A 14,571-nucleotide genomic window follows, 5' to 3' on the forward strand; every position below is an offset into this window, starting at 1 on the left:
AGACAGAATGAATTCCTACAAAAATCCTCTTGAAGAACGTTATTCAAGTGAGGAAATGCTCTATAATTTTTCTCCTAACAACAAATTCAGAAACTGGCGCAAATTGTGGATTGCGCTCGCAGAAATCGAAAAGGATCTGGGTCTTGATATTTCTGACGAACAAATTGCCCAGTTAAAAGCAAATGCCGATAACATCGATTATGAAAAGGCAGCTGGATACGAGAAGAAATTCCGCCACGATGTTATGGCGCATGTTCATACCTATGGCGACGATGCGCCTTTGGCCAAAGGAATCATTCATTTGGGTGCCACTTCAGCTTTTGTAGGCGATAATACCGATTTAATCCAAATCCGTGACGGACTGTTGATTTTAAGAAAACATTTGGTGAATGTCATCAAAGATCTTTCGGATTTTGCAATCCGCTACAAAGATTTACCGACACTTGGTTTTACCCACTATCAGCCGGCTCAGCTCACGACCGTGGGCAAACGCGCAACATTGTGGCTGCAGTCTTTAATCCTTGACTTTGAAGAACTTGAATTTTTTATCGAAACATTACGATTCAGAGGCGTAAAAGGCACTACGGGTACCGCTGCAAGTTTTCTTGAGCTTTTTAACGGCGATTATTCCAAAGTGAAACACCTGGATCAGGAACTTTCAAAACGTTTTGGTTTTGATAAGGTTTTTGGGGTTTCAGGACAGACATATGACCGGAAAATCGATGCGAAGGTGATGGCACTCCTCTCCAATATCGCGCAGTCGGCTCATAAATTTACTAATGATTTAAGACTTTTACAGAATTTAAAGGAAATTGAAGAACCCTTCGAGAAAAACCAGATCGGTTCCTCGGCAATGGCCTATAAAAGAAATCCAATGCGTTCCGAGAGAATCGGCGCACTTGCAAAATTTGTGATGTCGCTTTCTTCAAGTTCAGCAATGGTCGCTGCCACGCAATGGTTTGAAAGAACTCTGGATGATTCGGCGAACAAACGGTTGACGATCCCGCAGTCTTTTCTGGCAGTTGATGCCATCCTGCTGATCTGGAACAACATCATGAACGGAATTGTGGTGTACGAAAACCGCATCCAGAAACACATCATGGAGGAACTTCCCTTTATGGCGACCGAATACATCATCATGGAAGAAGTGAAAGCTGGCGGCGACCGTCAGGAGATTCACGAAATCATCCGCGTTCATTCCATGGAAGCTTCCAGAAAAGTGAAGGAAGATGGCAAGGAAAATGATCTCTTGGAAAGGATTTTAAATGATTCTTCCCTTAAAATGGACAAATCAAAACTGATGGAAGTTCTGGACCCGAAAAATTTCATTGGGTTTGCACCCATTCAGACTGAAGAATTCATCCATAACGAAGTACAGCCGATTTTAGACAAATACGCTGACTTAATCGGCCTGAAAGCTGACCTTAAAGTATAAATTTAAATGCAGTCTTTTTGACTGCATTTATTACTTTGTTTAAAGCGGATCTTCAAAATTTTTTCTTTATCAATTAAATAGGCTTGCGCCTGAATTTTATAATCTTAAAAGCCTGACATAGAATGTCTAACCAAAGAATTTTCGTAGAAAAAAAAGGAATTTTCGATGTTGAAAGTCCTAAAATATTTAATGAAATCAGGAATATTGTTCCGGAAATTAAGGATGTAAAAGTGTATAACATCTACGATATTTTCGGACTTGATGAAGAAGCGCTTGAGTTGGTGACTTTCAATACTTTTGTTGATCCGGTAACCGATATTCTTCATCATTCTAATCCGGCCAAAAGCATTCATTTCGCTACCGAATTTCTGCCTGGTCAGTACGACCAGCGTGCAGATTCTGCCGAACAGTGCATCGCACTGCTCACCGAAAACGAAAATTCAAAAGTCCGCAGCGGAAAACTGATTGAACTTTTTGGTGTCAGCGATGATGATCTGGGAAAAATTAAAAATCACCTGATCAATAAAGTGGAAAGTCAGGAAAAAGACCTTTCCATACTGGAAATTCCGACTGAAGGAACTCCGGATCCGGTCATTGTTCATGAAGGATTCAACAGTTTCTCTAAGGAAGAGCTTCAGGATTTTTACGAAAACCACGGTTTTGCATTCGGATTGGATGATCTGGAATTTATTCAGAATTATTTTAAATCTGAAAACAGAAACCCAACAGAAACCGAACTCAAAGTTCTGGATACTTATTGGAGTGACCACTGCCGTCATACGACTTTTGAAACGGAATTAACGGATATTCAGTTTAACGGTGCCTTCAAATCGACTCTTGAAACGATTTTCAACGATTACCTCGAAAAAAGAAAATTCCTCGGGCGCGAAGCGAAACCCATTTCATTGATGGATCTCGCGACGGTTTGCGCACGTTATTTTCACAAGACCGGAAAACTCGACAATCTTGTGGTTTCAGATGAAATCAATGCCTGTACCATTGAAATTGAAGCAGAATTCGACGGCAAAAAAGAACTTTGGTATCTGCTTTTTAAAAACGAAACCCACAACCACCCGACGGAAATTGAACCTTTTGGCGGTGCATCAACGTGTTTGGGCGGCGCAATCCGCGATCCTTTGTCCGGAAGAGCTTTCGTGTATCAGGCAATGCGGCTTTCGGGTGCTGCTGATGTTCTGGAACCCATTTCAGAAACGCTTCCGGGAAAACTTCCGCAAAGAACCATTTCCAAACAGGCCGCAAACGGTTATTCTTCGTACGGAAACCAGATTGGTCTCGCGACAACTTTGGTGAATGAAATTTACCACGATGGTTACAAAGCCAAGAGAATGGAAGTCGGTTTTGTCGTGGGCGCTGTTAAAAAAGACGCTGTAAAACGGGAACAGCCGCAAAAAGGGGACCTCGTGATACTTCTGGGCGGAGCGACTGGACGCGACGGAGTGGGCGGAGCGACCGGAAGTTCAAAAGAACAGGACGAAACCTCTATTCATACGCTTTCTACGGAAGTCCAGAAAGGAAATGCGGTGGAAGAACGCAAGATTCAAAGACTCTTCCGGAATCCGGAAGTCACTACTTTAATTAAAAAATCAAATGATTTCGGAGCAGGAGGTGTTTCTGTAGCAATTGGTGAAATCGCCGATTCACTGGAAATCAATCTTGATATACTCCCTTTAAAATATGAAGGGTTGAACGGTACCGAACTCGCCATCTCAGAATCTCAGGAAAGAATGGCTGTTGTAATTGATGCGAAACACAAGGATAAATTCATCAGATACTGCGAAAAGGAAAACATTAAAGCGGTAGAAGTGGCAAAAGTGACCGATTCCGGCAGAATGCAGATGTTCTGGAAGGGAAACAAAATTGTTGATTTAAGCCGCGAATTTCTGGATACAAACGGCTGCGCCAAGACCCAACACGTTGAAATTTCTCATCTTCAAGATTTACAAAAAGAAAAGTTAGAGTTTAATAAAGAAAATTTTTTAAAAGCGCTCTCTCATAAAAACAGTGCTTCACAGAAGGGTCTTGCCGAAATGTTTGATGCCTCCGTTGGCGGAACTTCTGTCGCGATGCCTTTCGGTGGAAAGTTTCAGCTCACGGAAATGGAAGGAAGTGCTCAAACGCTTCCGATATTAAACGCTTCGGATATTGAAACCGTTTCGTTGGCGAGTTGGGGTTTTGATGCCGGAATTTCCGCGCAGAACTCCATGATTGGCGCCGCAAATGCTGTTGTGGAAAGTGTGGCTAAAATCGTTGCAATGGGCGGCGATTACAAAAACATCCGCCTGAGTTTTCAGGAATATTTTGAAAAACTTGGAAACCATCCTGAAAAGTGGGGGAAACCGCTGGCTTCGCTTCTCGGAGCTTATGATGCACAAATGAATTTTGAACTGGCCGCTATTGGCGGAAAGGATTCCATGAGCGGAAGTTTTCAGGACATCCATGTGCCCCCGACTTTAATTTCTTTTGCCTGTGCGAACGGCGAAAAGAAAAATATCATTTCTCCAGAATTTAAAAAAGCAGGCAACCAATTGTATATTTTTAACCATATTCCTCAGGAAAACGGCTTGCCGGATTACGAAAAACTGAAGGCTGTATTCAACTTAATTTTTGAGAATATACAGTCCAAAAAGATTGTTTCAGTAAAGACGGTGAAGGATGGTGGAATTGCAGTTGCGTTGGCAAAGATGAGTTTCGGAAATCATCTGGGTGCTGAAATTTCCGCTGATGAAAATCTGCTTTTAACCAAAAATATCGGAAGTCTGATTATAGAAAGTTCATCGGTTCTGGAAAATAGTCTACTTCAACAAATTGGCGAAGTCAATGATTTTTCATATCTCAAAATCAATAATTTAGGTATAAATATCGAAAAACTGCTTGAGGCTAATTTTTCTACTTTTGAAAATCTTTTTCCAACTAAAGAAAAGGAGAAAAGAGTCATTGAACTGGACTCCAGTTTCAATTCAGCCAAAGCAAAAACTATCCAGATTCTCAAACACGGTCTTGCCAAACCTAAAGTTTTCGCACCCGTTTTTCCGGGTACGAACTGCGAATATGAAACCCAGAATGCTTTCAGAAAAGAAGGTGCTGAAGTCTCAAGTTTACCGCTGATCAATCTGAATCATGACCTCCTGAATGAAAGTCTCGATGCCTGGATTTCGGAAATTAATAATTCCCAGATTTTGGTTTTCTCCGGCGGATTTTCGGCGGGAGACGAACCGGACGGTTCTGCAAAATTCATTGTGAATGTCCTCAAAAATGAGAAGATGAAAAACGCCGTTCACCAACTTTTGGAACGAGACGGAATGATTCTCGGCATCTGCAACGGCTTTCAGGCGCTCGTAAAATCGGGTCTTTTGCCTTTCGGTGGAATTCGTGATCTGGACGAAAATTCACCGACTTTGGCGCACAACGCGATCGGAAGACACATTTCCCAAATGGTGAATGTGAAAGTGTCCAATGATGATTCACCATGGCTGATGGGCATGAAAGATCAGGTTTATACGATTCCGATTTCTCACGGCGAAGGAAGATTTATGGCGTCGGAAAGTGTGATCAAAGAACTGTACGAAAACGGACAGATTGCTACGCAGTATATTGATTTTGACGGAAACATTGCGCACGGAATGCCATTCAATCCAAATAATTCACTATTTGGGATTGAAGGAATCACGAGTAAATCCGGGAAGATTTTCGGAAGGATGGGGCACCCTGAACGTTATGCTGAAGGATTGCTGAAAAACATTCCCACCGCCAACTATCACAATATTTTCAAAAATGGCGTAGAATATTTCAAATAAATTGAGCGGACGCGTTTAGCGCGCTCATTCAATTGAGGTGGAATAGAATTTTAAAGTATTTGGCATAAACCAAAATCCCGACGATCACCGATAGGAAAGCCATAAGCATCACGGCGCCGGCTGAAATATCCTTGATGAAACCGATTCTGCTGTCAAATTCCGGCTGGATGACATCGCAGATTTTTTCCAGAGCGGTATTGAATATTTCGGCACTCAAAACGGCAAAACAAACTGTTAAAATAAGTGCGGTGTCTACAGAATTCAGTTTCAGCAAAACGATGAGAAAAAGATTGATGAGGAGCGCAAAAAGTTCGATCTGAAAATTTCTTTCGGATTTCATCATCTGGAAAATGCCGTTCAGGGCATTCGAAAAACTTTTATACAGTGGCGGTTTTCGCAAAATTTTGTGTTATTTGCAACAAAGATACTTATTTCCTAAAATTGTTAATAAGTAATGCGATATTGCTTTTCAATTTTGCTCCAAATTGTTATATTTGTCCAGGAATTTTTTAATATGAACGCTTGCGTTCCATTTCGGTCATTAAAAAAATAAAAAATAACAAATGAAATTTATTGTTGCAAGTGGAGAATTACAGAAGGCACTGAATACGGTTAGCGGTGTAATTTCCAGTTCTCAATCAAGACCTATTCTTGAAAATTACCTTTTTGAACTTGAAGAAAATAATCTAAAAATAACTGCTTCCGACGGGGAAACTACTTTGGTGACCACTTTGGAAGTGAAATCTGATGATTCCGGTAAATTTGCGGTTCCCGCAAAGATCTTTCAGGATTTTGTAAAAACATACGGAGAGCAGCCTTTGACTTTATCGGTAAAAGATTCAGCCGACGGAAACGGAAGCCTGCTTGAGATTTTGGATGAAAAAGACAATTTTGCAGTTGCGCTTGACAATGCTGAAGATTATCCGGAACTTCCTGAATTTGATGCATCTCAAAGTGTGAAAATTGCAGCGGGGGTTTTGTCTGAAGCTTTAACAAACACGCTTTTTGCAACGAGCAACGATTCATTGAGACCTGTAATGACAGGCGTTCTTTTTCAGTTTAAAGAAGACGAAACCAATTTTGTTTCTACAGATTCTCACCGTTTGGTAGTCTATAAAAGAACCGATCTCATCAATGCTGAACCCATTGAGTTCATCATGCCTAAAAAACCGCTCACGATTTTCAAAAACCTCCTGGCCAATTCAAATGAAGAGGTGACGATTGAGTTCAATGAAAATATGGCGAAATTTACCTTCGGAAACAACATCTGGATCTGTAGGCTCATCGACGGGAAATACCCGAATTATACGGCCGTAATTCCTAAGGAAAACCCGAATGTTTTAACCATCAACAGAAACCTGTTGCTGAGTTCCATCAGGAGAGCTTCCATCATGTCCAATAAATCCACAAATCAGGTCAGATTCAAGCTTTCCGGCAACATCCTTCACCTACATGCTGAAGATACGGAATATGCGAACAAAGCAGACATGCAGATCCCGTGTGATTATAACGGCGAGGACATCAATATCGGATTCAGTTCTAAATTTCTGACAGAAATGCTTTCTGTACTGAGTTCAGACGACATTACCATGAAAATGTCACAACCTAACAGACCCGGAATCATAGAACCGGTTGACGGTTTGGAAGCGGAGGAAAACATTTTGATGCTTTCAATGCCCGTAATTGGAATGTAAAAATTAATAAGAATAAACAGAAAAGTGAGATTGCAATTAAATCTCACTTTTTTCGTTTATGGAATATCGTTTAAAAATAATTGATGAAAAATATAATGTTATTGCTGCTGATGTTTGCCTTCGGTAGTGCCTTCGGCCAAGGCGATTTTCTTAAAGACGGGAATGCGCTTCTGGGCCAGAAAAAGTATCCGGAAGCTGAAGCCGTGTTCCGCAAAGGGATAAAGAGCAGTCCAACAGATTTGAAGCTTAAAAATCAGCTGGCGTTTGCGCTGATGAGTCAGAACAAATATGCAGATGCTGAAAAACTGATAACAGAAGTACTCAAAAAAGAACCGGCTAACAAAGCGGCGCTTTGGTTTGGCGGGCTTAATAACCTGAATAACAAAAGCGGGAATGCGAGAAAGGCAGTTCAGTATTTCGAGAAAGTAAAGCCGTTGATGGAAGCGTCAAAAACGTCGCTGGTGGATCTGAATATCGGAAAATCGTATAAAAAACTCCTGTTTTCTGAAGGTTTAACAAACGCCGAAATTGATAAGATGCAGGCGGCCTTTAGCGCTTTTGTAGAAATGCAGCCCGATGCTGAGGACAACAAGGATGTAAAAGAATTTCTTAAATTTGTAAAAGGCAGCCGTCCAAATCCCAAAATACGGAAAATGGATAAGTGGCAGATCGCTGCTGAAGACCAGGGAGCACAGAAACAGATTGATCAGTTTCTGAAAGAAAATAAGAAATAATTCACTTAGAAAATAAAGAGATTTGGAGGTTTTCAAATCTCTTTTTTTGACCTGAACTTTAAAATCACGATATTTGCACACTTAAAATAAGGCAATTTTCAAAATTATATTCATGAAAATCTCAAATAACTGGCTGAAGGAATTTATTCAAACCGATTTAAAGACCGATAAAGTTTCTGAATACCTCACCGATATCGGACTGGAAGTAGAAGGCGTTGAAAAATATGAAACGGTAAAAGGAAGCCTGGAAGGAATCATAGTCGGGAAAGTAATCACCTGCGAACAGCATCCAAACGCTGATAAACTGAAGAAAACCACTGTCGATATCGGTACAGGAAAGATGCTGAATATCGTTTGCGGCGCTCCGAATGTTGCCGAAGGGCAGACGGTCCCGGTTGCGGTTATCGGGACTAAAATTTACGCCAAAGACGGAACCTTTTTTGAGATAAAGGAAGCCAAGATCCGTGGCGAAGTTTCTCAGGGAATGATCTGTGCTGAAGATGAACTCGGTTTGAGCGATGATCATGGAGGAATTATGATTCTGGACGGCGATCAGTATGAAGTTGGTAAAGATTTCGCTGGTTATTTCGAACTCGCAGGAGACGAAGTGCTTGAAATCGGTTTAACTCCCAACAGAACAGATGCGATGTCGCATTACGGCGTGGCGAGAGATTTAAACGCTTACCTGGTGTCCAATCAAATGAAATCAGCATTTGAAAAAGTAGTTTCAAAACCTTTGAATATGGAGGGCTCCACAGATTTTCAGCTGGAGGTGGAAGATTCAGAACTGTGTCCGAGATATATCGGTGCAGTCATTGAAAATGTAAAAGTTTCGGATTCACCAGACTGGCTTAAAAACCGCCTCAAAGCGATCGGATTAAGCCCAATTAACAATATTGTAGACATTACCAACTATATCCTCCACGGACTCGGACAGCCGCTCCATGCTTTCGATGCGGAAAAGATCTCCGGCAAAAAGGTAAAGGTGGGCGTAAATGCATCCCGAACGAAATTTACAACGCTTGACGGCGTGGATAGAATCCTGAACGGTTCAGAGATCATGATTAAAGACGGCAGCGACAAACCGCTTTGTATCGCGGGTGTCTTTGGCGGTGCTGATTCGGGAGTTTCCGAAAAAACCACTAAAGTTTTCCTTGAAAGCGCTTATTTCAGTCCGGTTGCGGTAAGAAAAGCGGCAAAATTCCACGGGTTAAGTACCGATGCTTCTTTCCGTTTCGAAAGAGGAGTGGACCCCAATAATACCAGAACCTGCATTACACATGCAATTGCGCTCATAGAAGAGATTTGCGGCGGGAAATTGGCAGGTCCGCTTTTGGAACATTATCCCAAAAAAATCGAGAATAATTATGTGATTTTAAGATTTTCCAAAGTGGAGCAGATTCTGGGAACAAAAATCCATAAAGAAAAAATAAAGGAAATCCTGAAATCGCTTGATATTATAGTGCTGAACGAAATCCAGAACGGTCTGGAAATATCAGTTCCGGCTTACAGAGCGGATGTGACAAGAGAAATTGACGTGATTGAAGAAATCCTCCGCATTTACGGGTACAATAAGATCGATGCTCCCCAAAAAATCTCCTTTACTCCGATGAAAACGGTTTCAGACGATCAGGACGCGCTTGAGAATTCGTGGGCACGCACCCTCCAAAGCAACGGTTTCAACGAAGTGATGAACAATTCATTGACTACCGTAAAAGACGAAACCGACGCCGTGAAACTGTTAAATCCATTAAGCGGAGATCTGGCTTTCATGAGAAAATCTTTGCTTGAAGGACTTCTGGCAAATGCCGATTACAACATTAAAAGAAAAAATCAGGATATCAAGTTTTTCGAACTCGGGAAAATCTATCACAAAAAAGAACAATATGAGGAAAGGAAGCAGCTTGCGATTTTGGTTTCAGGAAGAAACGTCGGTGAAAACTGGCTTCAGCCAAAATCAGGGACGGATTTTTACCATCTGAAAGCGTATGTAAATATTCTTCTTGAAAAACTTAACCTGAAAACGGAAGAAAAATCACTGGATGATTCCCGTTTTTCAGACGCTCTGGAAATCGTCTCCGGCGGAAAAACCATTGCCCGTCTTGGAAAAGTTTCACCGGAACTGCTGAAAGCTGCAGATATTGATCAGGACTGTTTTTACGCAGAAATTGAACTCGAAACCTGCCAGAAACTCCGGTCAGATGAGAATCTGAAGTTTGTGGATATCCCGAAATTCAATAAAATCAGAAGAGATCTCGCTTTACTCATTGATAAAAATGTGACGTACGCGGAACTGTACCACTCGGCAAAGAAAAACCCTTCAAAATATCTGAAAAACGTAAGTCTTTTTGATGTTTACGAGGGGAAAAACCTTCCGGAAGGCAAGAAATCATACGCGATGAGTTTCGAATTGCTGAACGAAGAAAAAACGCTGGAAGAAAAGGAAATCGCCGCGGTGATGGATTCTCTGATCAAAAATTTCCGTAAAGAATTTTCAGCAGAACTGCGGTCATAAAAACTATCAAAACCAATGCATTCGATAAGATTGTAATTGGTTTTTAGGCAATAAAACCGCGAAAATCAGGTTAATATAGTTTGTTTATCCATGATTCAATAAAAATTTAAATATGAAAGATAAAAACAGGAGTTTGGTAAAAAATATTTTCATGGCAGTTTTTGCGGCCGGAGCCATGATGTCATGTTCAACAATGGGCAGCACTGCATCTAAAGTTGGGGCAGCACAGATGAATATTCAGAACACCCAATGGACTTTGGCCGATAACGTAAAAGGCAAAAAACCCACTATGGTCATCGAAACGGGAAAACTGAACGGGAACGGCGGCTGCAACAATTATTTCGGCGAAGTTGTAACAGATGCTGCCACCGGAACTTTTACTGCCAATAATCTGGGTTCCACAAAAATGGCGTGTGACAATATGGAAACAGAAAGGAGTTTCATGAATATGCTGAGTGAAGCCAACAATTATGTGGTAAAAGGAAATATGCTGGAGCTGTATAAAGGAAAGCTTTTATTGCTGAAATTCAATAAATTGTAGAAAAAATTTAAGAAAAAGAAATAAAAAAAGGAACTCTGATTGGGTTCCTTTGATTTTTATTTATTCTTCGTCTTCTTCGTCATACTTCGCGAGTTCTTCGTCGCACCATTTAAAGGCTGCTTCCACCACTTTTGTAGCTTCATCGGCCATGGTTTCTTCATCGTCACCTTCTAAATCATCCAGCCATTCTACCTCTTCTTCTTCTACATTAAGGATAAATCTTGGATATTCGGTGTGAACAACAAATAGGTCTTCCGGAAAATCTGAATTGTCGGCTAATAAAAACTTTGGTAATTTCATTTTTTTTAATGTTTAAACTTGCTCAAAGATAAAAAATTTTATTGAAACCGGTTCGTGTCGATTTTTATTTTTCGTAAAACTTTATATGCGGTGAGCGTATTTTTACGGAGCGTGTCTCTTGCCTTAAAAGTTATGGAAACATTCGGATTTACGGTACTGATCAGTTCAGCAACCTGAGTGTTGTTGATTTCCTTATCACTTTCCAAATAAAATTTTATAGGGCCGGTTTCTAATTTTTCATTTATTAGAAATTTTGCAATTTCGCGTCGATTTTCAAGATAATTTCCTTTCGAAAGCCATGTGAAAACAAATCCCGTCATTAGACTTAGAACTGTGATACCGTAGGTGAATTTCCCGAAAATTAAATATAATTTCCTGAAATATACGAGCCAGATCGAAACCGAAAAGGGTGCTAAAATACGGTAGTCAATGGCATCTACGGAATAAAAATACTGAATGAAGTACGAACAGGCAAATCCCACAACACCGATCAACACAAGAAATCTTTCGGTTTCCGACAGCCGGTTTTTAATGAACAGATAACACATAAGCAAAATGTTTAAAAAACCGATGCCATAAATTCCGTAATTGATGATCCTTCCGCCCGGATCTGCAATATGGATGAAAGGATTAAAAGTTGTGGCCAGGCCGAGAAACATTTCCGGTAAGAGTTTAGAAGTAGGATACAGTCCGATTTCCAGAAATACATCGAGGTAATTTTCGTTAAAATAATCAATAAACAGAAATTTGTATAGTACCACGAAAATCATCCCGGTTATCCCGGAATACATGAATGTTTTTCCGTAATGTTTTTTTAAATGAAGAAAACCGAACAGAAAACATCCACCCATAAAAAACAGGGCGCTGTAGCGGATATTGTAGAGAAAAATCAGCATCAGACTTAAAGACAGCAATGCTTTAAAACCTTTGATTTCATCAATAATCACCTGTCTGCCGACATATAGAAATGCAAAAACTGCAGGCAGAATCAACGCTTCGCTCAGCGTATATGAAAAAATGGAAACAAAACTGAAAAGTCCGCCGACCATCACCATTTCTTTAAAATAGAATTTCTTTTTCCAGGCAAAATAAATGAGGAATAAATAAGCAAGAATTCCCACGACTTTGCTTGCCCAGAATTCATCAAGACTGAAAAGGGTGAAGAATTTTATGCTTAACGGGTATCCTAACGGGGTCGTGGTATTGTCGATCACCGGAAAAACGTTGGATGTCCGCATATACCGTATGGAATCGGGACTTGTTCGACCTTTTTCATTCAATAAAAAACGAAGAATGATCATCACCAAAGTGGTGATGACCAAAATAATCTGAATTCTGCTTTCAAAAAGTCTCCTGCGCATCTTTATTTCACAAACATCGGCGACACTTTTTCCGCTTTTTTGCTTTCGGAATAATCATAGAATCCTTCGCCGGATTTGATGCCTTTTTTATTGGCAGTAACCATATTTACAAGAAGCGGACACGGTGCATATTTAGGATTTTTAAATCCGTCGTACATTACATTCAGAATCGCCAGACACACATCAAGTCCGATGAAATCTGCCAGTTGCAGCGGTCCCATCGGATGCGCCATCCCGAGTTTCATTACGGTATCAATTTCTTCCACCCCTGCAACACCGTTGTAAAGCGTTTCAATGGCTTCATTGATCATCGGCATCAGGATTCTGTTCGCAACGAAACCTGGGTAGTCATTCACTTCGACCGGAACTTTGCCTAAATTCTCAGACATTTTATAAATTCGGTCGAAAGTTTCTTTAGAGGTGGAGTATCCTTTGATGATTTCCACGAGTTTCATGACCGGAACCGGGTTCATGAAATGCATTCCGATTACTTTGTCCGGACGTTTTGTTACTGAAGCGATTTTTGTGATGGAAATGGAAGACGTATTGGTTGCCAGAATACAATTTTCCGGTGCAATTTCGTCCATTTGAGCGAAAATCTTCAGCTTAAGGTCGAGATTTTCGGTTGCGGCTTCTACGATGAGATCAGCATTTCCGGCGGCATCTTCTAAACGCGTAAAAGTCGTGATATTGCTTAAAGTTTCTGCTTTCTGCTCTTCGGTAAGGTTTCCTTTGGCGATGATACGGTCCAGGTTTGAAGCGATGGTTTTCATGGCCTTCTGCAGACTTTCTTCCTGTACATCAACAAGATTTACTTTAAAACCGGTCTGTGCAAAAGTGTGTGCGATTCCGTTTCCCATGGTTCCGGCCCCTATAACAACAATGTTCTTCATATTTTCTTTTTATTTAAAATGTTCGATTTACTTTTGATTCAGATACTCCCAGACTTTTCTGGAAATATCCGAAATAATTTTACAGTTTTCCGTTTCACTTTCCATAGAATCTGAAACAAAAACCGTAAGTGCATATTTTTTACTGTTGGGCAGAGTGATAATGGCCGCATCGTTTTCAGCGCCGGTCAGTCCGTCTTTATTTTTTCCTGAGGATCCCGTTTTGTGGGCAACCGGAGTGTTTTTCGGAAGCTGTCCAGCAATTTTGTTTGTACCTGTGGTGGTTCCGAGCATTGTTTTGATCAGAAAAGCAGTGGACTTTTCGGAGACGATTTTCCCTTCGGAGAACTTTTTCAACAGTTCATTCATGGAATTGGTGGTCGTGAAATTCCTGTACTGAACTTTCCAGTCTTTATGCATCTCTTCTTCATTGGCTGTAATGGAAAAATTTTTAATTCCTTTACTGTTCATAAAGTTCTGGACTGTTTCAGTTCCGCCGATCAGCCGGAGCAGAAGATCACAGCCGTTGTTGTCGCTTTCTGCAACGGTGTAACGGATAATTTCGCTTAACGGGAGTTCTGTATTTCCGTCAGGATATTTATTGCGGATTGGGCTCCAGGTGTTTTCCAGCAGATCAGATTTTTTAATGAAAATTTTCTGTTCCAGTTTTAATTTTCCCTCATCAACATAATCGAGTACGGCAAGTGCAATATGAAATTTGAAAACACTCTGCATCGGAAGTTTTTGATCTCCGTTGAGGTCAACTGACTGATTGTTCCCGAAATCAAGAACGGAAACCGCGACAGTTGCTTTTTTTCCTTCTACTATTTTTTGTATTTCTTTGTTTAAATTTTGGCAATTTGAGAGGAAAGAAACAAGAAAAAAGATAAAGAGTGAACTTTTTTTCATTTTATAATTTGATATTTTCCTTTAAATTTTTTTCCTCTTAACTCCGCTTCATAAAAAATAAAATCATTTTCTTTTTTTAAGATATTTATTTTCATTCTCGCTCCACTGCTGAATGGAAAGTCAGGAACATCATTTTCAATAATTTCTAAAAAAAATGACTGGTCATCAATCCAGATGACTTTGGAAACCACTAGATAGCGATTTTCAATTGTTTCATAATGTATTCCGTCTTTAATTTTAATGGTATTGAAATTAGTCCCATCATAAAAATTCTTAATATGTGAGGATTTTAAAACTTCTTTATAATTCTGAGCTTTTATTGTCGAATAACTCAAAACAAGAAAAAAAAGAAGAAAATATTTAAATGTAGACTTCAT

General features: G+C 40.2%; 12 protein-coding genes. 6 read left to right on the forward strand and 6 right to left on the reverse strand.

The genetic code is table 11. The features are described from left to right. Nucleotides 1-7 precede the first annotated feature (7 nt). Nucleotides 8-1,435, forward strand: coding sequence for an adenylosuccinate lyase (gene purB, locus FUA25_RS00455; protein WP_147754935.1), 1,428 nt, complete (start codon nt 8-10; stop codon nt 1,433-1,435). 122 nt (nt 1,436-1,557) lie between these two features. Then, the gene (locus tag FUA25_RS00460; protein WP_147754936.1) at nt 1,558-5,250 is read left to right on the forward strand and encodes a phosphoribosylformylglycinamidine synthase; all 3,693 of its coding nucleotides are present in this window, start codon (nt 1,558-1,560) and stop codon (nt 5,248-5,250) included. A gap of 28 nt (nt 5,251-5,278) precedes the next feature. On the opposite strand, the gene FUA25_RS00465 is transcribed toward FUA25_RS00460, so the two are convergent. Next, nucleotides 5,279-5,650 carry a diacylglycerol kinase family protein gene (locus tag FUA25_RS00465; protein WP_147754937.1) on the reverse strand — a complete coding sequence of 124 codons (372 nt, stop codon included), beginning with the start codon at nt 5,648-5,650 and terminating at the stop codon, nt 5,279-5,281. A gap of 163 nt (nt 5,651-5,813) precedes the next feature. Between FUA25_RS00465 and dnaN the strand changes: the two genes are divergently transcribed. The 4 genes from dnaN to FUA25_RS00485 all read left to right on the forward strand — a co-directional run bounded on the left by dnaN (nt 5,814) and on the right by FUA25_RS00485 (nt 10,734). Further along, the gene (gene dnaN, locus FUA25_RS00470) at nt 5,814-6,944 is read left to right on the forward strand and encodes a DNA polymerase III subunit beta (protein ID WP_147754938.1); all 1,131 of its coding nucleotides are present in this window, start codon (nt 5,814-5,816) and stop codon (nt 6,942-6,944) included. Nucleotides 6,945-7,027: 83 nt separating this feature from the next. Next, nucleotides 7,028-7,678: a tetratricopeptide repeat protein gene (locus FUA25_RS00475; protein ID WP_147754939.1), complete on the forward strand. Its 651-nt coding sequence runs from the start codon at nt 7,028-7,030 to the stop codon at nt 7,676-7,678. A 112-nt stretch (nt 7,679-7,790) separates the two neighbouring features. Further along, entirely contained in the window at nt 7,791-10,193 is a 2,403-nt protein-coding gene (pheT, locus tag FUA25_RS00480; protein ID WP_147754940.1) for a phenylalanine--tRNA ligase subunit beta, read from the forward strand. Nucleotides 10,194-10,305: 112 nt separating this feature from the next. After that, nucleotides 10,306-10,734, forward strand: coding sequence for an META domain-containing protein (locus FUA25_RS00485; protein WP_147754941.1), 429 nt, complete (start codon nt 10,306-10,308; stop codon nt 10,732-10,734). Nucleotides 10,735-10,794: 60 nt separating this feature from the next. Here the strand turns inward: FUA25_RS00485 and FUA25_RS00490 are convergent, their stop codons facing one another. From FUA25_RS00490 to FUA25_RS00510, 5 genes are read right to left on the reverse strand one after another with little or no spacing between them, the layout of a single operon-like run. Next, a complete protein-coding gene (locus FUA25_RS00490; protein ID WP_147754942.1) occupies nt 10,795-11,034 on the reverse strand; it encodes a hypothetical protein in 240 nt (79 codons plus the stop codon). Between the two features lie 38 nt (nt 11,035-11,072). After that, on the reverse strand, nt 11,073-12,395 hold the full coding sequence (locus FUA25_RS00495; RefSeq protein WP_147754943.1) for a hypothetical protein: 1,323 nt from the start codon (nt 12,393-12,395) through the stop codon (nt 11,073-11,075). A 2-nt stretch (nt 12,396-12,397) separates the two neighbouring features. Then, on the reverse strand, nt 12,398-13,288 hold the full coding sequence (locus FUA25_RS00500) for a 3-hydroxyacyl-CoA dehydrogenase family protein (protein WP_147754944.1): 891 nt from the start codon (nt 13,286-13,288) through the stop codon (nt 12,398-12,400). A gap of 27 nt (nt 13,289-13,315) precedes the next feature. Then, the gene (gene bla, locus FUA25_RS00505; RefSeq protein WP_147754945.1) at nt 13,316-14,194 is read right to left on the reverse strand and encodes a class A beta-lactamase, subclass A2; all 879 of its coding nucleotides are present in this window, start codon (nt 14,192-14,194) and stop codon (nt 13,316-13,318) included. Further along, nucleotides 14,191-14,571 carry a hypothetical protein gene (locus FUA25_RS00510; protein WP_147754946.1) on the reverse strand — a complete coding sequence of 127 codons (381 nt, stop codon included), beginning with the start codon at nt 14,569-14,571 and terminating at the stop codon, nt 14,191-14,193. The genes bla and FUA25_RS00510 overlap by 4 nt, the downstream gene beginning before the upstream one ends.

Origin of the sequence: Chryseobacterium sp., assembly GCF_008014695.1 — a bacterium.
Taxonomy (GTDB): Bacteria; Bacteroidota; Bacteroidia; order Flavobacteriales; family Weeksellaceae; genus Kaistella.

Coding starts and splice junctions, on each gene's coding strand:
- purB (WP_147754935.1), top strand. CDS start 8: ATGAATTCCTACAAAAATCCTCTTGAAGAACGTTATTCAAGTGAGGAA.
- FUA25_RS00460 (WP_147754936.1), top strand. CDS start 1,558: ATGTCTAACCAAAGAATTTTCGTAGAAAAAAAAGGAATTTTCGATGTT.
- dnaN (WP_147754938.1), top strand. CDS start 5,814: ATGAAATTTATTGTTGCAAGTGGAGAATTACAGAAGGCACTGAATACG.
- FUA25_RS00475 (WP_147754939.1), top strand. CDS start 7,028: ATGAAAAATATAATGTTATTGCTGCTGATGTTTGCCTTCGGTAGTGCC.
- pheT (WP_147754940.1), top strand. CDS start 7,791: ATGAAAATCTCAAATAACTGGCTGAAGGAATTTATTCAAACCGATTTA.
- FUA25_RS00485 (WP_147754941.1), top strand. CDS start 10,306: ATGAAAGATAAAAACAGGAGTTTGGTAAAAAATATTTTCATGGCAGTT.
- FUA25_RS00490 (WP_147754942.1), bottom strand. CDS start 11,034: ATGAAATTACCAAAGTTTTTATTAGCCGACAATTCAGATTTTCCGGAA.
- FUA25_RS00495 (WP_147754943.1), bottom strand. CDS start 12,395: ATGCGCAGGAGACTTTTTGAAAGCAGAATTCAGATTATTTTGGTCATC.
- FUA25_RS00500 (WP_147754944.1), bottom strand. CDS start 13,288: ATGAAGAACATTGTTGTTATAGGGGCCGGAACCATGGGAAACGGAATC.
- bla (WP_147754945.1), bottom strand. CDS start 14,194: ATGAAAAAAAGTTCACTCTTTATCTTTTTTCTTGTTTCTTTCCTCTCA.
- FUA25_RS00510 (WP_147754946.1), bottom strand. CDS start 14,571: ATGAAGTCTACATTTAAATATTTTCTTCTTTTTTTTCTTGTTTTGAGT.